General features: G+C 63.4%; 17 protein-coding genes and 3 pseudogenes. 14 read left to right on the forward strand and 6 right to left on the reverse strand.

From position 1 onward, the window contains the following. Positions 1-302: 302 nt before the first annotated feature. Positions 303-620: pseudogene (locus QN357_RS06120) on the forward strand (helix-turn-helix domain-containing protein); the annotation flags it as partial. A 541-nt stretch (positions 621-1,161) separates the two neighbouring features. Continuing rightward, entirely contained in the window at positions 1,162-1,635 is a 474-nt protein-coding gene (locus tag QN357_RS06125; protein ID WP_322136701.1) for a hypothetical protein, read from the forward strand. 136 nt (positions 1,636-1,771) lie between these two features. Here QN357_RS06125 and QN357_RS06130 read toward each other — a convergent pair whose 3' ends face one another. Further along, on the reverse strand, positions 1,772-3,139 hold the full coding sequence (locus QN357_RS06130) for an Nramp family divalent metal transporter (RefSeq protein WP_322136702.1): 1,368 nt from the start codon (positions 3,137-3,139) through the stop codon (positions 1,772-1,774). A 285-nt stretch (positions 3,140-3,424) separates the two neighbouring features. On the opposite strand from QN357_RS06130, the gene QN357_RS06135 reads away from it, so the two are divergent. Further along, on the forward strand, positions 3,425-4,165 hold the full coding sequence (locus QN357_RS06135; protein WP_322136703.1) for a VIT family protein: 741 nt from the start codon (positions 3,425-3,427) through the stop codon (positions 4,163-4,165). Positions 4,166-4,761: 596 nt separating this feature from the next. On the opposite strand, the gene QN357_RS06140 is transcribed toward QN357_RS06135, so the two are convergent. Continuing rightward, the gene (locus QN357_RS06140; protein ID WP_322136704.1) at positions 4,762-5,805 is read right to left on the reverse strand and encodes a sensor domain-containing diguanylate cyclase; all 1,044 of its coding nucleotides are present in this window, start codon (positions 5,803-5,805) and stop codon (positions 4,762-4,764) included. 217 nt (positions 5,806-6,022) lie between these two features. On the opposite strand from QN357_RS06140, the gene QN357_RS06145 reads away from it, so the two are divergent. Together QN357_RS06145 and QN357_RS06150 are read left to right on the forward strand one after the other, a co-directional pair. Then, positions 6,023-7,507: a cytosine permease gene (locus QN357_RS06145; protein WP_322136705.1), complete on the forward strand. Its 1,485-nt coding sequence runs from the start codon at positions 6,023-6,025 to the stop codon at positions 7,505-7,507. A gap of 130 nt (positions 7,508-7,637) precedes the next feature. Further along, positions 7,638-8,459, forward strand: coding sequence for a nitrilase-related carbon-nitrogen hydrolase (locus QN357_RS06150; RefSeq protein ID WP_322189222.1), 822 nt, complete (start codon positions 7,638-7,640; stop codon positions 8,457-8,459). A gap of 277 nt (positions 8,460-8,736) precedes the next feature. Here QN357_RS06150 and lgt read toward each other — a convergent pair whose 3' ends face one another. Further along, positions 8,737-9,693 (reverse strand): prolipoprotein diacylglyceryl transferase, encoded by a 957-nt coding sequence (gene lgt, locus QN357_RS06155; protein ID WP_322136706.1) that lies wholly within the window; start codon positions 9,691-9,693, stop codon positions 8,737-8,739. A 583-nt stretch (positions 9,694-10,276) separates the two neighbouring features. Between lgt and QN357_RS19530 the strand changes: the two genes are divergently transcribed. The 6 genes from QN357_RS19530 (at position 10,277) to QN357_RS06185 (ending at position 13,239) form a co-directional block, all read left to right on the forward strand. Beyond that, positions 10,277-10,585 (forward strand): HAD family hydrolase, encoded by a 309-nt coding sequence (locus tag QN357_RS19530; protein ID WP_369125154.1) that lies wholly within the window; start codon positions 10,277-10,279, stop codon positions 10,583-10,585. Positions 10,586-10,766: 181 nt separating this feature from the next. Further along, positions 10,767-10,874, forward strand: coding sequence for a flagellar assembly protein FliW (fliW, locus tag QN357_RS06165; protein WP_322136707.1), 108 nt, complete (start codon positions 10,767-10,769; stop codon positions 10,872-10,874). 198 nt (positions 10,875-11,072) lie between these two features. Beyond that, positions 11,073-11,240 (forward strand): hypothetical protein, encoded by a 168-nt coding sequence (locus tag QN357_RS06170; protein WP_322136708.1) that lies wholly within the window; start codon positions 11,073-11,075, stop codon positions 11,238-11,240. Further along, positions 11,237-11,983: a cytochrome b N-terminal domain-containing protein gene (locus QN357_RS06175; RefSeq protein ID WP_322136709.1), complete on the forward strand. Its 747-nt coding sequence runs from the start codon at positions 11,237-11,239 to the stop codon at positions 11,981-11,983. The genes QN357_RS06170 and QN357_RS06175 overlap by 4 nt, the downstream gene beginning before the upstream one ends. After that, positions 11,980-12,945, forward strand: a complete 966-nt coding sequence (locus QN357_RS06180; protein WP_322136710.1) for a hypothetical protein — start codon at positions 11,980-11,982, stop codon at positions 12,943-12,945. Before QN357_RS06175 ends, QN357_RS06180 begins: the two co-directional genes overlap by 4 nt. A 174-nt stretch (positions 12,946-13,119) precedes the next feature. Then, positions 13,120-13,239, forward strand: a complete 120-nt coding sequence (locus QN357_RS06185; RefSeq protein ID WP_323504678.1) for an acetylxylan esterase — start codon at positions 13,120-13,122, stop codon at positions 13,237-13,239. Here QN357_RS06185 and QN357_RS06190 read toward each other — a convergent pair. Then, positions 13,226-13,602: pseudogene (locus QN357_RS06190) on the reverse strand (transposase); the annotation flags it as partial. The gene QN357_RS06185 and the pseudogene QN357_RS06190 sit on opposite strands and share 14 nt — an antisense overlap. A 523-nt stretch (positions 13,603-14,125) precedes the next feature. Here QN357_RS06190 and QN357_RS06195 point away from each other — a divergent pair. Further along, positions 14,126-14,545: a YkvA family protein gene (locus QN357_RS06195; protein WP_322136711.1), complete on the forward strand. Its 420-nt coding sequence runs from the start codon at positions 14,126-14,128 to the stop codon at positions 14,543-14,545. A gap of 96 nt (positions 14,546-14,641) precedes the next feature. On the opposite strand, the gene istB is transcribed toward QN357_RS06195, so the two are convergent. Both istB and istA read right to left on the reverse strand, forming a co-directional pair. Beyond that, a complete protein-coding gene (gene istB, locus QN357_RS06200; protein ID WP_322136712.1) occupies positions 14,642-15,460 on the reverse strand; it encodes an IS21-like element helper ATPase IstB in 819 nt (272 codons plus the stop codon). Beyond that, positions 15,457-17,130: an IS21 family transposase gene (gene istA / locus QN357_RS06205; protein WP_322136713.1), complete on the reverse strand. Its 1,674-nt coding sequence runs from the start codon at positions 17,128-17,130 to the stop codon at positions 15,457-15,459. The genes istB and istA overlap by 4 nt, the downstream gene beginning before the upstream one ends. Before the next feature lie 141 nt (positions 17,131-17,271). On the opposite strand from istA, the pseudogene QN357_RS06210 reads away from it, so the two are divergent. Both QN357_RS06210 and QN357_RS06215 read left to right on the forward strand, forming a co-directional pair. Next, positions 17,272-18,261 (forward strand): annotated as a pseudogene (locus tag QN357_RS06210) (IS110 family transposase); the annotation flags it as partial. A gap of 452 nt (positions 18,262-18,713) precedes the next feature. After that, the gene (locus QN357_RS06215) at positions 18,714-19,274 is read left to right on the forward strand and encodes a cysteine hydrolase family protein (protein WP_322136714.1); all 561 of its coding nucleotides are present in this window, start codon (positions 18,714-18,716) and stop codon (positions 19,272-19,274) included. Positions 19,275-19,332: the final 58 nt, after the last annotated feature.

Consider the following 19,332-nt stretch of genomic DNA (forward strand, 5'->3'; position numbering starts at 1 on the left):
AACCCAACCGATAGCCGGCGCGAATGCCCATTTCACAATCAGACCAGAGGCGACGCCAACGAGCACGCCAACGATGAAAGCCACGCTCGCCCTCGTGCCAGCATGAAAAATTGTTGATCGAAAGTCCTGCACCTGCTCCATCCCCAGATCCTCGCACAAAGCGCACGATTTAGAACCAACCGCCGGTGTGTTGTCGATGTCCCCTACTGGGTCTTTGTCGCTAGCCTCCCTACGTCAGGGTGAGTGAGGCCAGTAGCTCAGAGCAAGTCCGCCGTTTGACGTAGGGCGAGAATCAGGAAGTTCCGATGGGGTCCATGTTGTTCACGATCATGGCGGCGCTCGGACAGATGGAACGCGAAATCAAGCGAGAGCGTGTGGTTGGCTCGATCGTTAAACGCCGTGCGGCGGGCAAGGATCTGGGCGGTCGCTCGCGGATCAGCACTGACAGCCAGGTCCGCAACGCCCGCCGAATTATAGAGGGTGGAGAGACAGCAGCTCAGGTCGCGCTCGACCTCGGAATGTCCCGAGCTACCATCTACCGCCGAGTGCGCGCCTTGGGACTACTGCCAGATCAATCTGATGGCCAGATTCTGACAAGCGACGGCGCCAAATTGAGCTGATCGCAGGACGACAATGAATTACACCCAGCGGGACGTGACCCTGGTGTAAAGCGAAACCGTAGGACGGGCCACATCCAGGCACGGTTCAGTCAGAGTGATCTGCAAAGCTCGCCAACGCCCTATCGAAGCTGCAATAAGTACGCCATTCCGGAAAACGTCCGGGACGCATCACACTGAATGCTTCACCACACTGGCAAACGAGGCCCCAGAATGCTGCGGGGCTCTGCTCTTCGAACGAACGCCCACTGACCCGCCATTCGGTGGCCGAGACCCGTACAACTTTCAGATCCTCGAATCCGCCGGATTCCACACTGTGTTGCATAATGCGTCCTCCACGCTGAGTCCACTAATACGCTCTAAGTACCCGCCCAGCCGCCGCGAAACGCGAGCTATCGTCATGGCTCCCCAACCAATCCGAGCGCGCGGGCCTCTGCATATTCCTCCGCCGCGAGACAATGACATCAGCGTCGTCCGATCTCACGTCCCCTGAACTGACTTCGGGGGTGGTGCCGGTCAATTCAGCCGAAGTACGGGCGCCGGCGTGATTCGCAAGCCGCTCGTCACGCCAGAGGACACTCAGCGCGTACTGTTCACCGTTCTCGCCCGGTGGAGCACTTCCGCCATCTCGGAAATCGGCGTGCAGCTGTCCTTCGCGGCAGAATCTGCGTTCTTCGCCGAGGCCCTTGCCTGCATACTCGTGGCTCTGCCACTGAATCGCCGTCTTCGCGAAAGCGTCAGCCGGGACCTCGGGCGATTGAGAAAGGTGGGCAAGGTAGTGCTGCGCGGCAAGCACCTAGAGCTCGATCACGACGAGCCGGTCGCTGCGGCCAAAGACGCGGTGCTGATTTCGATGGTCTTTCCCTTCCAACTCGCTTACATCACGCTGCTCTATGCCGGCCTAAGAATCCAGCAGGCACAGTCCCTCGTGTCGGGAACCCGATCGGAGTTTTCGATCGGGCGCGAAGAAACGGCGGCCAGACGAGGGTTTCGTTTCGGATGGGATCTGCGCCTGTGACCATTCCGGCGTGAGGTGCCACTGTTTTATGCCCGCGTGCGCATCAACGTATCCGCCCGCTCGTCGACGAGGATGTGCAGGCCGGTTTCTGCTACCAAAGCCATTGGGTCCAAACTTCAGCTGTCGCTTCGACTGGTTAGTTTCCGATGAGGGTGTACCAGATGCCGTATGCGCCGGCGACGCACATGATTGCGGTGGCGGTCCAGCCCATGGTTGCGGCGAGCTTACCGTTTCGGTATTTACCCATGATGGTTCTGTCGCGGGAGATGAGCATCATCACGATCAGGAACGGGCCGGCGGCGATGCCGTTCACGATCGCGGAGAGCACGAGAAGTCCGATCGGGTCGGTGGAGACGATAGCGAGGATGGTGCCGGCGATGATACCAACGCCGAGGAGGGCGTAGAACAGGGGTGCTCTCCGGGGGGACCGGTCAAGACCCCAGTTCTTGTTCAAAAGCCCTGCCATCCCCGCAGCGCCGGATGCGGCGAGCACGGGCACTGCGAGTACCCCAGAGCCGATGAAACCCAGAGCGAAGAGGATACCGGCGTAGTTGCCGGCAATTGGTTCGAGTGCTTGGGCTGCCTCGGCTGCGCTGGTGACGGGGGTGTTGTGTGCGCCGAGGGTGGCTGCGGAGGAGGCAATGATGGCGAACATGATCAGCACGCTAAAGGCCATCCCGGTGAACACGTCCACTCGTCCATTGCGTAGCCGTCGGGCCGCTTCCGGCCTTGGCCTCTCGTCCAGGGCCGGCGCGTGATCGCCGCCACGTTTTTCGGCGCGGAGTTCCTCGATGCGTTGCGCGGACTGCCAGAAGAACATGTACGGCGAGATGGTGGTACCTAAGACCCCGACGATCAAACCGAAGTACGCCGGGGAGAACTGGATCTGCCCGCCGGTGAGGCCGCGGGCAACGTCGGCCCAATCTACGTTGGAAACGAAGAGGACTCCGACGTAGACCAGAAGAACCATGCACAACCATTTGAAGATCCGGCCGATCATCGCGAAGGACCCCGCCGTCACGGCCACAACAATGGCAATACCGGCGATCGCGGCCCACAGAAACGCGGGTCCCGCGTGCAGCAGGTTCATGCCCTGACCGATCGCATTCAGGTCCGCGGCCAGGTTCAGACAATTCGCAATGATCAGCAAGGCCAAAAGAATCCCGATCGCAACCCGGAATCCGCGGCTGAAGCGTCGACGGATCAGCGCGCCGAGGCTCTGCCCGGTGGCTAGGGCCATCCGGTCACAGATCTCTTGCACAGCCATCATTAACGGAAGCGTTAAAGGGACCGTCCACAACATGCTGTTGCCGTACGTCGCGCCGGCCTGGGAATACGTCGCGATCCCTGATGGGTCGTCATCGGCGGCACCGGTAACTAAACCCGGACCAAGGAGACCGAAAAAACGCGAAACCGGGTTTCTCTTTCCGTTTCCCTGACCGGTCCGTTCCGAGGCAATGTCCGCGCCCGGCAGGACACTTTCAGGCAATTCCTCGACCGTCATAGCGTTCCTCACGTCAGCGATTAAATCCGGGCAGCGCCGAGGTGGCCAAGGCATACCATGGTTACAGTACCTTGTCGGTGAGTCCGGCCACCTTCGTCGGTGTGCATTTCGGAATGCAGGCGCGCTACGGAAAGTGTCGCTGTCCGGTCAGCGTGGGACCGCGGAGGAGATGCAATCGGCTGACGGCCCCGATGATTGCGGCCAAGACAACCGTGGCCAAAGCGATGGCCAAAGCGTGGAGCGCCACGGTGCGTTCGGCGGAGTGAGATGTGGTTTACTCGGCTTATGTCGGATCGGGGCAAACGGGAGCCTCTAGACTCGCACCCTGATGAGCCCCATCAGGGTGGGGGCCTGTCGACCCGGCTGAACTGGTTGCGCGCGGGAGTGCTGGGGGCCAATGACGGCATCGTGTCAGTGGCGGCGATTGTGGTCGGGGTAGCTGGTGCAACCCACGTGGTCGGACCTATTCTGACTGCTGGCGTTGCGGCGCTCATGGGCGGCGCTGTTTCAATGGCTTTAGGCGAATATGTGTCTGTGAGCAGCCAGCGTGACAGTGAACAGGCGTTGATTGCGACGGAGAAACGCGAACTCGCTGAAACGCCGGAGCAAGAACTGGAAGAACTCGCAGGCATGCACCAAGCGCGGGGCTTGTCCCCTGAAACTGCGCGACAAGTGGCGGGAGAGTTGACCGAACATGATGCCTTGGCGGCGCATCTCGCGATTGAGCTAAACATCGACGAAAACGATGTTGCAAGCCCGTGGAACGCTGCATTGGCGTCGGCTGTCGCGTTCATTTGTGGTGGGATCATTCCCCTAGCAGCGATCTTGCTCCCACCTGACGCATGGAGGGTGCCGGTCACATTCCTGGCCGTGCTCCTCGTTCTCGCCATTTCAGGGGCACTTGCAGGTCATCTGGGAGGCAGCTCACGAGGACGGGCCACGTTCAGGATGGTCCTAGGCGGCGCGCTGGCACTGTTGTCCACGTTCGCAATCGGCTTGCTCTTGGGCTCCTCGGGTACCACATAGCCGCCCACCCCTCAAACGTCGCCGCGCTCAGACGTGGCAAGGACCGGGCCGGACCGGACGCACTAAACACCCTCCTGCGGACGACGCGGAACTCTCGCCGCACGACCTCATCCGTGACCGCGGGGAGGACGGGACTCACGACATTTCCGTTGCACATCCCGGCCAGCAAAATTGCGTGGCTCAAAATCGGAGATGCTTTCCACTGTTTTCGGAACGAGCACGGGATACCGGGCTACGATTTTCGTCATGGACGCAAGAGCGGGACGGTTCACGAAGAAAGCCTGGTTCGGGCCCAAGAAATACGTTGGTTGGGGATGGCGGATACTCAGCTGGAAAGGAGCCGTCGCGTCTGCAGCCTTCGTGGCCCTGATTGTGGTCTCCGGGGTTGCTTTCAGAGGCTCTGTGGCAGGGGTGCTCATCGTCGTTGGGTTGATCGGCGCATTCTTGGTCGTCGCTTGGCTAACCGGCACTCCGCCAGGCGCCCCATCATCTGATCAGTCCTCGACGCCCGCGCCACCCACCAACGGCTAAGCCATAGCCCCCTGGTGGGACGGCTCAACGATGAGGCGTTTGCGGCTCTGTCCGCTGGCGGGTGCCTATACCCACATGGAGCCAGGAACCTTCTTCGCCATGTACATAGCGGTGTCGGCGTCATCGAGCAATGCCGCTGGCTCTGTTGTGGCAGAATCCGTCACGGCGAATCCAATGCTCACGTGCACAGGCATAAACCAGCCCTGGACGTCCCATGGCTCGGCGGTAGCGGCCACGACCCGAGCCGCCAACTGTTCGGCATCGCCGACGCCACCGAAGTTCTCGCAAAGGCTCACGAACTCATCCCCACCGAAGCGCGCGACCGTATCGGTGGGGCGCAATACGCTGGCCAGTCTCCTCCCCAGCTCGATAAGGATATCGTCGCCCCCACCGTGCCCGAGAGTGTCGTTGATGATCTTGAAGTCGTCGATGTCGAGGTACATCACGCAGACCATTCCGCCGTTGCGCTCAAGTCTGGCCAGCGCACCTGCGAGGCGGTCCCCGTAAAGGGCACGGTTGGGCAACCCGGTCAGCGCGTCCGTGCGGGCCGAACGGCGCAGTGCGAGGACAGACCCAGCCAGTTTCCCTTGGTGACGAAGAATGTCCAGGACGTCAGCGGAGAACACTCGCGCATGGTGGTCGAAGATGGCCACGCTGCCAAGAACCACGCCGTTATCGATAAGCGGGACGCCCGCGTATGAACCGATGACGCCGCTAAGTACCATCGGGTTCTGCCAGTAGATGGGATGCGCAGCGGCATCGGAGACCATCGTGGCCCGACCCGTGTCAACTACCTCCGCACAAAAGGACAGTGCGTCCGGTACTGAGGTGCATTCTGCCCCGACACCAACTTCCGCCGCGTAAGTTTGCCGGTCGGCACTGACGATGTTCACGACGACCATCGGCGCCGCGCAAGCCAGGCGCAAGGTGGCAACCACCGCGTCCAGATCAGGGTCAGCCAAAGACCCGTGCAGGTCTGCGTCGGCGACAGCCTTGAGCCGGCGAGGATCGCGCACCCCTGTGATCACACCATTGAATCGGTCCGAGTCATCAAGGGGCAATGCCGCTGATACTGTCACGGCGAAATCCTCCGGTTCACCGAGGCTCACCCGGACAGTCTTGGTCGATCTTCACGAACCCCAATTCTACGACTTTGGATGAAACCCGGTGAAATACGACGGATACTCCCGCGAGGCGGTCAATCGGCTGCCAAACTGGCACAAGGAATCTCCAATCTGCCGTTATGGCAACATCGTTTGGGTAAGGCAGCGTGTACTTTTTTCACCTATCAGCGCTGAGCGTCCCGAAATTTCAAAGGAGAGATTTGTGACCGAAGAAAGCCCAACCAAGAACCGTGGTCTGGAAGTCCGTTCCATCGACTACGTGCCCAAAAACGAGCGGCACGGCAAGGTCTGGCACATCGGGCCGCTCTGGTTCATGTGCAACGCACAGATCGCGACCCTCGCGATCGGAGTCGTAAGTTTCGCCGCTGGCGGAAACCTGGTCTGGTCGCTCATCGCGATCACCATCGGGCTGGTCATCGGCACCGTCTTCATGGCGGCACACTCATCGCAGGGCCCGAAGCTCGGTCTGCCGCAAATGATCCAGTCGCGACCGCAGTTCGGCTACGTTGGCGCCCTCCTCGTGTGGCTCTTCGCCTTCCTCCAGTACGCAGGTTTCAACGTGTTCAACACGGTCCTCGCAGGCAACGCGATCAGCGGAGCGCTCCATTCCGACCCGGTCGTCTCTCCATTCTGGTTCTGGGCGGTCACCATCGTCGGCGCCGTCGTCGCCCTCTTCGGCTACGACCTCATCCACAAGATGGAGCGCTACCTCACGTACGTGACGGTCGTCGTCCTGGCACTCCTGACCTTCTCGGCGCTCGTCAATCTGCACCTGCCCACCGGGGCCTTCGATCTCGGCGATTTCAATCCAGTCGCATTCTTCTCCCAGCTGGGCGTCGTCGCCGGGTACCAGATCTCCTGGGCAATCTACGTCTCCGACTACTCGCGCTACCTGCCCGCCGAAACGCCCAGTCGCAGTACCTTCCGCTGGACGTTCTGGGGCAGCGCCATCGGCGGCGCCTGGCTGATCTTCCTCGGCGCGTACCTCGCCGCGGCCGTCACGGACTTCGACGCCGGCGATCCGATCACCGCCATCCAGGGCGTGGCCGATAGCCTCTTTCCCGGCTTCGGCACGATCGCGCTGCTCGTGATCGCTCTTGGCCTGGTCGCGGTCATCGTGCTGAACATGTACGGCGGATCCCTCACCCTCATCTCCTCGATCGACAGCATCCGCAAGGTGAGACCGACCGTAACCGTTCGAATCGTCACCGTCGCGATCACCGCCGGCATCTCCGGCGTCCTTTCGCTCTATGCCTCGAGCAACTTTGCGGTCTTCTTCGCGGACTTCCTCCTGCTCGTCTTGTACTTCTTCATCCCGTGGACGGCGATCAACCTCACCGACTACTTCATCGTGCGGAAGGGCCACTACGCGATCACGGAGATCTTCAAACCCAATGGCATCTACGGCCGTTGGGGCTGGGCGGGCATCACCGCTTACCTGGTCGCGTTTGCGTGCATGACCCCGTTCTTTGACATCTCGGGCTTCTACGTCGGGTTCGTTTCGCAGGCGATGGGCGGCGTCGACGTCGCGCTCTTCGTCGGCCTGCCGATCGGTGCGCTGCTCTACTGGCTGTTCACCAGGAACCTGGACGTCGCGGCCGAACGGCAACTCGCCGACGAGCAGGCCGACGCTCTCGAGCTCGCCTCGCAGGAGCAGGAAGACCTCGCGGGCGCTCTCATCGACTAGGGCCTGACGGGGTGAAACGGCCGGGCCTGTGACCTCCCTGGTCACCGGCCCGGCCCTTTCACGAATGATCACCTCCGGCCGCGATACGGAGCAACACAACGCACGTCGGCCACGAGACAAGGAGTAAGACATGATCCGCATTGCGTGTCGACAGCTGGCACCGGTCATTCCCGACCTGGCCGGCAACGTCGAACGATCCGTGGCCGCCGTGCGCGAATCGGTGGCGGCAGGCGCCCGACTGGTCGTGCTGCCCGAACTGGTCACCACGGGCTACATGTTCTCCTCGCAGGAGGAGGCCCGGTCCGTCGCCGTGACGACGGACCATCCCGTGTTCGCGCAGTGGGCACTAGCGGTGGCCGGCGTCGACGGCGTCGTCGTCGGCGGCTTCGCCGAACTCGGTGCCGACGGCCTCGTCTACAACAGCCTCGCCGTCGTCGACGGCTCCGGCGTCCTGGGGAGCTACCGCAAGACTCACCTGTGGGATCGGGAGAAGCTCGTCTTCACGCCCGGCACGGCCGTCCCCCCTGTCGTGGACACCGCGCTCGGCCGGCTTGGCGTCCTCATCTGTTACGACCTGGAGTTCCCCGAGATGACCCGCAGCTTGGCTCTGCGCGGGGCCGAGCTGATCGTCGTGCCCACCAATTGGCCGCGGGAAACCGTACCAGAGGGCGAGCGAGTCCCAGAGGTCACGGTCGCCATGGCTGCCGCATATACCAACCATGTCGGCGTCGTCTGCTGCGACCGCAGCGGCACCGAGCGCGGCCAGGACTGGAACGAGGCGAGCTCCATCATCAACGAGCACGGCTGGGTCGTCGCCACCGCCGACGCGTCGGGGATCGCGATGGCCGACCTGGATCTGCTCCTGTCCCGGGACAAGACCATCACGCCGTTGTGCGATGCGTTCGGCGACCGGAGGCCGGAGCTGTATAGCGAGGTCGTCGCACCCCGGTAGACCACCGCCCGGTCGGCTCGGCGATGGTGAACGGCGTCGGTCAGCGGCGGTGGTACGCCGCGAGCAACGCCCAGAGCTCCGCCCGCCCGGAGAAGGCATCGAGATCCAATTCCAGGATGGCCGCCAGCCGCTGGACCCGGGGCCGCAGACCATCGGACTTCGCTTACCTCGCAACGACGGCTCGAGCCTTTCGTTTTCTCGCAACACCGTTCACTCGTCTACCCAGAACAGCATGAGGTTCGTCTGACTGGACGCCACTAATCTGCTCCCGACTGTGTCAGGCGTCCCGGCGGCTGTCGCTCACCTGGCCACCCGGCAGATCCACGGCTGTGCCTCCACCCGTGTGTGAACCGGACGGGGCCTCCATCACCGCCAGGTCATCGATCGGGGGTAACTGTGGGTTCCGGTAGATGGATGTTTCCGGGCCGGGGTGTCGTCGGGTCTGGACGATGATGAGCACGATCCCGGCGATGGCGGCGAGGAGCGCGACGTCCACGTTGATCTTGAGGCCGAAGAGGAAATACTCGGTCGGGTCCAGGCGGAGCGACTCGAGGAACGCCCGTCCGGCGCCGTACCAGAGCAGGTAGAAGCCGAGAGCCCTGCCCCAGCGGAGGTTGAAGCGGCGCTCGAGCACGAAGATGATCAGGACGACGCCGATCGTGTTCCAGATCATCTCGTAGAGGAACAACGGCTGGAAGAGGGTCCCGGCCGGCAACCCGGCGGGGAAGGCTGCGTTGGTCGATTCGATCTCGAGGCCCCAGGGGAGGGTCGTCGGGCCGCCGTAGAGCTCGTGGTTGAAGTAGTTCCCGAAGCGGCCGAATGCCTGCGCGAGGAGCAGCCCGGGTGCGAGAGCGTCGGCGAAGGAGAAGAACCGGATCCCGGCCCGGCGGCAGCCGATGTATGCCCCGATGCTGCCGAACAGAATCGAGCCGAAGATGGCGAGTCCGCCTTCCCAGACGAACAGCACCTTCCACAGGTCTGCGCCGGGGAAGAAGTAATCGGTCGGATGCGTGACGACGTGGTACAGGCGGCCTCCGACGATTCCGATCGGGACGGTCCACATGGCGATGTCTATCACCATGCCCGGTTTGCCGCCGCGGGCGGTCAACCGGGCCGAAGACATCCAGACGGCGATAATGATGCCGGTCAAGATGCACAGCGCGTAGAAGTGAACGCGGAGGGGCCCGAGATCGAAATAACTGATAGTCGGGCTCGGAATGCTGGTGTGAAGCACCGCGTTCACCTTTCGGTCGTGTGCACGTGCGCACGTGTGCACGTGCGCAGTTGCCGGACGAGAATCTCCCGGGACGCAAGGAGAAGTCCGATGTCCAGAACCGCCAAAAGTTTATGCGGGCCCGAGTGGTTCAGCGCACCAGTGCGGCCCCATACCGCTTAGCCTCAAGACCGTTCAGTATTAGGGTGTCCGTGTTGCGTTGTGGGCACGGCGCGTAACCGTGAACCTGGTGTGACAACGATCGAGCAGATCGCGAGAGAATTCGGCGCTCACGCGATGACGTTGCAGAAGTGGCTGCAGCGCCCCGCAGTGAGATGACGGAACCAAATCTGGCCAGATACGCACCGAGTCGGCCGGGCATGGGGAGGCGCAGAAGCGGATCCGGTTGCTGAAGGAAGTCGAAATCCTGCGGCGGGCGGCTGCGTATTTGTCGCAGGCGAACCCGCCGGGAAAAGGTTCTACCCTCTCGTGGCTGAGCTCGCCGTTGACGGGATTTCCATCACGGTGACGTGTCGGGTCCTTAAGCTCTCTAGTCAGCCCCACTACCGATGGCTAGCAGCTCCGGTTGTGTTTGTTGGGAGTTGTGGGTTTGGCTGATCCGCCCCGGCCTGACGCGGCCGCGCTGATAGCCCAGTTGACCCGACTCGGCGTGCGCATGCGCATAGCTACCGGCGATGTTGTGAAAACCGCGCGGGCCATCGGCGCGCAGGTCGGTCTTGGCACGCACGTGTGCCAGGCAGCGGCCCGTGGTTGCAAAAGACCCGGAGGGCTGCGACCTCGGCACGAGTTCACCGCCGATGCCGATAACCGGCTCTGGCTCACCGACATCACACCGCGTCCAGTGAGCGCCACTCTGACATTCGTCTCCCACCGCCCGGGCTCGACTCGCTGACCGAGTTCGACCTCACGGAGATCGCCGGCGCGGACGGCCTGTCCACGCTGCCGTCCGCGGACGACCGGCACATCCGGCGTTCGTGCTCGACGCCGTGATCTACCTGCCGGACTAATCCCCCGTCGTCACCGACGACCGCGCCCTCGATCTCGCCGGTCCCGACCAGGCACTCGTTCTCGTCGTGACCAACCCGCGCGAGGGCGGCACGACCGTGAACCTCATGGCGCCGATCGTCGTGAACGCTGCGACGGGGCGATGCGCGCAGATCATCCTCGAAGGCCAGGGCTGATCTCTTCGCGCCAAACTCGGCGCCCACCCGGAGTCCTGACCGCGCCTTCCGCAGCACTCCTTCCTGAACGTAGTCTCAGGTTCTTTCCCCACGGAACGATGAGCAGATTTTCCCGAACGGGAATAACGTGAGTTTCATCGGGACACAGTCGCTCGGATCCACCCGTGGCTGGCCGATATCCCGAGCAATGGAGCCGCAATGAATCCGCTCATCAGTTACTTTGCGACTCAGGACAGTCCAGGCATCTATGTCGGCTGGGGGGCATTCCAGATCCAACTCGGCAATCTCATCGTGATCATCGTGATCATCCTGCTGTTTCTGCTGGCCCTCGTTCTCCCGTTCCCGAGTGGGAAGAAACGCCCATGAGCATCCGCGAGGAGCAGAAGAGTGAACCCGCCGAGGAGTACTACACCTGGACAGGGAAAGCTCGCGGCTGGTTGCTCAAGCACCTGCCCGCCGACAAGCTGCTGCCACAGGACCAGCCCAGCTACGTCGCATCCTGGATCTACGTTTTCGGCATGGGCGCCATCGTCTCGCTCGTGTTCATCGTCGTCTCAGGGGTCGTGCTCAGCCTGAACGGCCCGGCCTGGTACCACATCTCCGACTTCGGCCACTTCGTGAACAGCGTGCACCTCTGGAGCGTCGAGGTCTTCTTCATCACCATGGTCGTGCACCTCTGGGGCAAGTACTGGATGGCCGCCTGGCGAGGCGGGCGAACGCTCACCTGGATCACCGGGATGGCCGCCTTCCTCGTCTCGATCGTCGCGGCATTCACCGGGTACCTGCTCCAGACCAACTTCGACTCGCAGTGGATCGCCTTCGAAGGCAAGGACGCACTCAACGCCTCCGGCATCGGAGCCTGGTTCAACGTGGCCAACCTCGGCCAGATCTTCGGCTTCCACATCGTGCTGCTGCCCCTCGCGGTCGGAGCCGTCGTCGCGCTGCACGTGATCCTGGTGCGGATGCACGGGGTCGTCCCCCCGATCGACGCGGCTGAGAGCGACGCCCAGCTGAGTGGCGAAGTGCTGCTCGGCGACGGTACAGCGCTCGGCCACAGTCCAGCGGCCCGACCGGACGCGAACCCGGAACAGGCGGAGGCGACGCAATGAGCACCGCAACGACGTCCCGCTCCAATCGCGACGCCCTCGCCCGACGCCCCTGGCGCGGAAGGGTGCGCGAATACGACCTCTTCAAGGAACTCACCGTTGCCCTCGTCGTCGTCGGACTCCTGATCGTGGGTCTCTCGGCGATCGTCGGCTCGCCGGACGAACCGAGCGTCACCCTCAAGTCCTGGGCGCAGGCAGAACCGGCGGACTTCGTCGCGACGGCGACCGCCGAGCTCGGCGGAACGAGTGATTCCGCAGGTTACGGGCCGCCCTACAACAACACTCCTGACGCGACCCAGACCATCGGGGCCTTCGACCTGCAGAGCTTCTCCGGAGTGCGACTGCCGATCGACACGGCGCAGGACCTCGTGATCACCCCGCTGACGACCCTCAACGTACCCCCGAGCGCCGCCCTCGACGCGTGGAACACCGCGATCGACACCCAGAAGACCGACTGGACCGCCGCATACACGGATGCCCTCACGAACGCCCCCGACGGCGACCCGGCCCAGGTCGCCACCGGCGACTACGGGCCCGTCCCGGTCCTGACCGGTGCCCTACTCAGGATGGCGAGCCAGGGCGCACTCGACGGCGTCCTGAACGCCCAGCAGTCGTTCTACAACTCCGACTACACCCGCACCATCCTGTTCCTGGGCGACGGCGCGTACTTCGGCGACCTCGCGACCGCCCAGCACCTCACCGGCGACCAGTGGGGCATGATGAACGAAACGGGGAACACACCCGGACAATCGTGGCTGTGGCTCTTCTCCTTCTGGTATCAGGTCGAGCCATTCGCCTCCGCCCCGAACGCCGACCTGCTCGTCGTTCTCCTGATGCTCCTGCTGAGCGTGCTACTGACGCTCGTTCCCTTCATCCCCGGCCTGCGGGACATCCCACGGTGGATCCCGGTCCACCGGCTGATCTGGCGGGACTACTACAAGAAGCGCGCGACGGGCCGGGGCTGACCAGGGATTCTTAGGCGTGTCGGTCCTGCCGTCAAGGTGCAAAGTCCGTCGGGGATTGCGCTCGCATAGGGTCCGTAGTACCGGCGGCATCCGCCCTACCGTTCACGAGCTCGAAGCTGGGCTCGTGCACTGCACGCCTGAAAGGTCCTTTCCCATGCCCGCTACAACCGCAGCCTGCCGGAACTCCGCGAGTACCGCTCGCTCGTTGCCGAACCAGACGACTTCGACGAGTTCTGGGAGGACACCCTCGCCGACGCCCGCCGGTTTCCCGATGAGCCGCGCCGAGGGCCTTGACCAGGTCGTCGACTTTCCGGGTCGAGACGCCGTGGAGGCAAGCCTCCATAACGACGACGAACAGGGCCTGTCCATCCGGCGGCGGCGCTCGAGGAGCGCGGGGAAGAATGAACCCTGGCGCCGCTTGGGGATCTTCAGGTGCAGGTCTCGGGCCGTGGTCGTCAACAGACGCGGGCGGGTACCGTTGCGTTGGGTGGTGCGGTCCTCGGAACGTCGGAAACGGCCGGCACCGATGAGGGCGGTGGCCTCCGCATTGATGAGTTCTTGGTAAAGCGTTTCGGTCGCGACGCGGATTCGGTCGGTGACGTCGGTGAGTTTGAGTTCTCCCAACAGGTCGAGCAGGGCAGACTGGTCTAGAGCCATCTCTAATGGTTAGTAGCTGGCCTGGGGCTGGCTGGCAAGCTGGTATCGGCCTTTCCCAACGTGACTCAAGAGCCATCTGTCCCGCGCAAGCGGTGGCTTTCACACGACCTGTCCGCTGGGCTAGGTCGGTGCCGGCCTGACCCGTTTCGATGGCTTCATAGAAGGTCGTCCACCCACGCTCCGGCGGGGGTGTGACTCATTAGAGATCTGCCTCGCGACGATTCTCCCAGGCCCGGATAACGAACCATTTACCGGAAGAAGACACTTCGTGAGCACCGTAGCTGACACATACAAATACGTCATCGGCGTGGATACCCACGCCAAAACGCACACCTATGGCTATGTCAACCCAAGTCGAACCCACCAGGGCAATCTAAGCCGGACCCACTTCGGGCGAAGCGGGGTGTCACGGGCAACCTAACCGGGACCCACCTCCACCTGTTGCGGTCATCCTCTGGGAGAATAGTGTCATGAGGATTTCCACCAATCCGAACGCCGGCGCAGTCCCTGAGGATTCGTAGTCGTGTCGGAGTGGTGGCAGGTTGTTGTCGGCGTCGTCGTCGGGCTGGTCCTGTTCTGGCTGGTGCTTGTCCTTGTGCTGTGGTTCGAGCAACGCAAACACTCGGGTCGTGCGTCGCTGCTGGATCTTCTTCGTCTCGCCCCGGACGTCGTGCGCCTGCTGAAGCGTCTCGCTTCAGACAGGTCCGTGCCGATCGGGGTCCGGATCTGGTTGGGCGTGCTGTTGGTGTATCTGATCTCGCCTATCGACCTCATCCCGGATTTCATCCCGGTGTTGGGATATGCCGACGACGCGTTGGTCGTAGCGATCGCTCTTCGCTTCGCGACCAGGCGCGCGGGCAGCGATTCCATCACGAAGCACTGGCCGGGGACCCCGGCTGGTCTGGCTGCTGTTCTGCGTCTGGCCGGGTTGCCCTCGTCCTGACTTCAGGTGGAACACCGCCCGGTCGGGCTCGTTCTGGTCAGCCCTCTCCGGTGAGCAGCCGTCGAACACGACGACTGCTTCTGTTGGCCAACGCCTTCAGACGGGCATCTGCTCTTGCTGTCTTTGCATGTGGGCGAGGCGGTAGGAGTCGGTGCCAGTTTCGATGATCGTCCCGCCGAAGGTGAGGCGGTCCACGATCGCCGCGCAAAGGCGGGGGTCGGTGAAGGTCTTCGTCCAGCCGGAGAATGACTCGTTCGACGCGATCGCGATCGAGTTGTTCTCTTCCCTTTCGGTGAGGACTTGGAAGAGCAGCTCGGCGCCTCGCCGGTCGAGTTCCATGTAGCCGAGTTCGTCGATCATGAGGAGGTCGACGCGGCCATAGCGGGCGATGGTGCGGGCGAGGTTCTTCTCGTCTGCGGCCTCGACCAGTTCGTTCACGAGCCGGGTCGCGAGGGTGTATTTCACTCGGAACCCTTTCTCTGCCGCCGCGGTTCCGAGGCCGATCAGCAGGTGTGATTTTCCGGTCCCGGAGTCCCCGATTAGGCAAAGAGGTTGGCCTTTCCGCACCCATTCTCCGGTGGCGAGGGTGTTGATCGTCGCGGGGTTGATGTTCGGGTTGGCGTCGAAATCGAAGTCGCCCAACCACTTGTCTCTGGGGAACCCGGCGGCCTTCACGCGGCGGACAGAGGAGCGTCGGTCGCGGTCATCACATTCGGCCAGCAGCAGTTCCGCGAGGAACCCTTGATAGGAGAGCTGTTCTTTCTCGGCTGCGGTCGTGGCCTCGTCGACGACGGCGCGAATCGTCGGCAGTCGAAGCTTTCGGCAGGCGCCGTCGATGGCAGCGTTCGCGGCTTCTTCAGTCAACCCTCGGCGGCGTCGGAGGGTGGTAGTGATGCTGGTGGTAGCCGAGGTCATGAGCCTGTTCCTTTCTGTCCAGCCGGGACGGCTGTGGGTGGGGTCGTGCGATCGGGTAAGCGCAGCAACTGGTCGTAGGCGAAAACGCTCGGCAACGGCCTGGTGTCAGCGGGAAGGCCAGCGATCACCGCGGCCGGGTCCGCGAGGCGGCGCTGGGTCAGACTGACGACCCGCCGCTCAGGGCCTCGAACTTCCTCGACCGGAGGACGACCTGTTCCAGCCAAGGCTTCGTGGCGACGGGCCTCGACCGCGACAACGTCCGCAGTGACAGCCCCGACCGTGAGCGCGGCCATGATCCCGCCGACGACGTCGTTCGTTGCCATTGTCCGGTGCAGCAGGAGAACATCGATCAGGGCCTTGGTGCCTCCCGCGTCACCGTCTGTTTTCCGGGCGGCAGCCCAGAATGCTTCATGCGCCGAGGTGAATGCGCCCGACGCCCGGGCGTGAGCCAGCGCTGTCGACCCGGGAAGGGCGCCGGGCTTGCGCTGGAGAACTTCGAGATAGTGGTCAAGGTTCACGCTCTGACCATGCAGAGCCACCACCCGCGGGTGCCGTGCGATCTCCGTGCGGCCGTCGAAGACGATCACCTCCGATGCCCGCAGCGCGACACGGACGGGCCGTCCGATGAACCGGGCCGGCACCGAGTAACTCGCCATCCGCACCCGGATCAGGCTCGACCGGTTCACCCGCGGAGTCAACGACAAACCAGGCTCGAACCGATCCGCGGTCACCGGAGCGAGCAGCGGTCGTTCGAGAGCGAAGTCCTGAGCGACAGTGCGGATTCGGTCGCTGATGCGCCGGTTCTCGTCGTCGAGATCCCAGCCACGGATCCGCTCATTCAACTGTTCAAGACAATCCACGACCGGCATCGGGGACAGGTGTGTGCGCCGGAACCGGCCGACTTCACCTTCGACGCCTCCTTTCTCATGGGCGCCTTCGATTCCGGGGTGGCAATAGAACGCGTCGAAACCGTAGTGCGACCGAAACAGCACCCAGCGGTCGTTCTCGGTGCGCTGCCGGCCCGTGCCGTAAATGACTTTCACGACCGCGTCCGTCAAGTTGTCGTAACGAATGTGCCGGGTCGGGATCCCGCCGATGTCCTCGAACGCATCAATGTGCCCCTCGAGGAACGCCTCCTGCGCCTGCGTTGGATAGACCCGGTGAATCGCTTTCCCCGAGTGGGATAGGCGGAAGGTGAACATGTGGCACTTCGTCTTCACTCCGGCCAAGATCACCCAGACCTCCCCGAAATCAACCTCCGCCTCGGCCCCTGGCGCGTGCTCCTGCGGGACGAACACCTCCTGCAGCCGGCCCGCGGCCGCATCGATCTCAGGGCGGCGCCGGCGGACATAGTTCCGGACCGTCGAATACGACAGATCCGTCGCACCATGCTCGTCCGCGAGGCGGGCGAAGACACGCCGTGCCGTGTGCTTCTGCTTCCTCGGTGCCTCCGTGTCCAGGCGGAGCATCTCGTCGATCACTCTCTTGAACGCGTCCAGCCGCGGTGCGGACCGGACCCGCGGTTTCCGTGGCAGCGGCTCCGCCTGCAGCAGGGCTTGCCGCACCGTTGGCCGCCCGACGCCATAACGTCGGGCCAACTCCCGGATCGAGACGCCCTCCACCCGTGCGTCACGCCGGATCTGCGCGAAAATTTCCACCCGAGACTCCATCCGAACCTCCACCCTGAGCAACCAGAAAACACGTTGCAACAACGGTGGAGGTGGGTCCCGGTTAGGTTGCCCGCGACACCCCGCTTCGCCCGAAGTGGGTCCGGCTTAGATTGCCCTGGTGGGTCCCAGTAACGCTGCCATAGTCACACCTACGCAGTCGTTACTGCCGCTACTGGCGCAGTCATTGACACCGCTTCATTTCCCACCACCGACGCTGGCACCGCCCGCGCGATCGCATGGATTGAGCGACGCTCGGATGGGCAGCAGCTTGCCGCTGTCGAGGGCACCGGCTCCTACGGAGCCACCGTGACTCGCGCTCTCACCACCGCGGGGATCCGCGTCTGCGAGGTCAAACCACCCAAACGGCAGGCCCGGGATGGTCACGGCAAAACCGACCAAATCGATGCCGTGGCTGCCGCCCGCACCGCGCTTGGCACCGATGCGACCGCGCTGATTCTGCCGCGCGCCGACGGGCTTCGCAGCGCCCTTCGAGTTCTGCTCGTCGCGAGACACAGTATCGATTCCCAACGCACCAGCGACCGCAACGACCGCAACGCGCTCCTGCGGATAATCAACCTGGGCCTCGACGTCCGCGCACCCCTGACCAACACTCAAGTCGACATCATCGCCGCATGGCGCGATCGCTCCAGCGATGACACTGCCGCTGCCGTCGCCCGATCTGAAGCCCGCAGGCTCGCCTCCGCGATCCACCAGCGCACTCGCGAGTTGGAAACGAATCACGCGGCCCTGTCAAAGCACGTCGACGAACTCGCTCCAGGCATCCAGGACATCCCCGGTGTCGGACCGTTCACGGCCGCTATCATCCTGACCGCTTATTCCCACCAAGGCAGAGTGCGCTCGGAAGCCGCCTTCGCGGCGTTGGCGGGCGTTAGCCCAATTCCGGCATCATCGGGAAATACGACCCGGCATCGCCTCAACCGCCACGGCGACCGTCAACTGAACCGAGCGCTCCACATCATTGCCCGCTGCCGCATGATCACCGACCCCACGACGAAAAGCTACGTTGACAGAAGAACCGCCGAAGGCAAGACCCGGCGAGAGATCCACCGCTGCCTCAAACGATTCATCGCCCGCAGCATCTATCGCTCACTGGCGACCCTTACTGCTTGACTTCAACCATAGAAGGGTCGTGTGATGTGTCTTTCTGTGAGGAACTTTGAACGGTTCTCACTGACCATCGCGCGATGGTTTCCGACGTTGTTAATCCAACGCCCCAAGAACCGGGAACTACACCCCTCCACGGGACGCAACCGGTTGTGGTGGCCTAATCTGCCCAGATGACTTCCCAGTGGGTGACCTGGGCCGCGGAGCACAGCGATCCCGGCCTGATGGTCGGTTGTGCGCGCAGCGAGCACTGCGGGACTCTCGGGCGCGTGGGGTGTGGCGAACCCTCCCCCAGTCAAGATCCCTTCGCAGGTCCGGATCGAGCGTGTTCGTGCAGACGGGTGTACAAAACGACAGGCCGACGCCGGCGCGTCGACCTGGTTCTCGTCGATCAGTTCCTGCCCGTGACGATAAGAGTCATGTGGGAAGATGGCACAAAAAAACGAAGCGGAGCAAATGTGAGCACTGGAATTGTGGTCATTGACATTCAGAACGACTACTTCCCCGGGGGTGCATATCCCCTCACCGGGAGTGAGTCCGCCGCGGTCATCGCCCGGGGCGTCCTCGACACGGCCCGTGCCACCGGCACCCCCATCATCCACTTCCAGCACCTCGCCACCGAACCGGATGCGACGTTCTTCGTCCCCGGGACCGCAGGGGCCGAGATCTACCCACTCCTGGCGCCGGTGGCGACCGAACACCACTTGACCAAAGGCTCCCCGAACGCCTTCATCGGCACCGGACTCGAACAGCTGCTCCGGGACGAGGACATCGAACACCTCGTCATCATGGGCATGATGAGCAGCATGTGCATCGACGCGACCGCCCGGGCCGCCCTCGACCTCGGGTTAGTCGTTACGGTCGTGCACGACGCCTGCGCCGCACCCGACTTCGAGTTCGAAGGCACCGAGGTTCCGGGGGCATCCGTCCAGGCCGCCTTCATGGCCACCCTCCGCGACGCGGGTGCCGACGTGCTCGCCGCCGCCGACCTCCACCTCGCTCCGATCTCGGCTCACTAGCGGCATCCTGCCCGGCCGGGTCGACAACGCGACACTACTCCGAGGCCAGCCCACCGCA

It is taken from the genome of Cryobacterium sp. RTC2.1 (assembly GCF_035018685.1).
In the GTDB taxonomy this organism is placed as follows: domain Bacteria; phylum Actinomycetota; class Actinomycetes; order Actinomycetales; family Microbacteriaceae; genus Cryobacterium; species Cryobacterium glucosi.

Excerpts from the sequence above, each read along its gene's own strand:
- QN357_RS06170 (WP_322136708.1), top strand. The coding sequence starts at position 11,073 with ATGAATCCGCTCATCAGTTACTTTGCGACTCAGGACAGTCCAGGCATC.
- QN357_RS06130 (WP_322136702.1), bottom strand. The coding sequence starts at position 3,139 with ATGACGGTCGAGGAATTGCCTGAAAGTGTCCTGCCGGGCGCGGACATT.
- QN357_RS06175 (WP_322136709.1), top strand. The coding sequence starts at position 11,237 with ATGAGCATCCGCGAGGAGCAGAAGAGTGAACCCGCCGAGGAGTACTAC.
- QN357_RS06150 (WP_322189222.1), top strand. The coding sequence starts at position 7,638 with ATGATCCGCATTGCGTGTCGACAGCTGGCACCGGTCATTCCCGACCTG.
- QN357_RS06135 (WP_322136703.1), top strand. The coding sequence starts at position 3,425 with ATGTCGGATCGGGGCAAACGGGAGCCTCTAGACTCGCACCCTGATGAG.
- istB (WP_322136712.1), bottom strand. The coding sequence starts at position 15,460 with ATGACCTCGGCTACCACCAGCATCACTACCACCCTCCGACGCCGCCGA.
- istA (WP_322136713.1), bottom strand. The coding sequence starts at position 17,130 with ATGGAGTCTCGGGTGGAAATTTTCGCGCAGATCCGGCGTGACGCACGG.
- QN357_RS06180 (WP_322136710.1), top strand. The coding sequence starts at position 11,980 with ATGAGCACCGCAACGACGTCCCGCTCCAATCGCGACGCCCTCGCCCGA.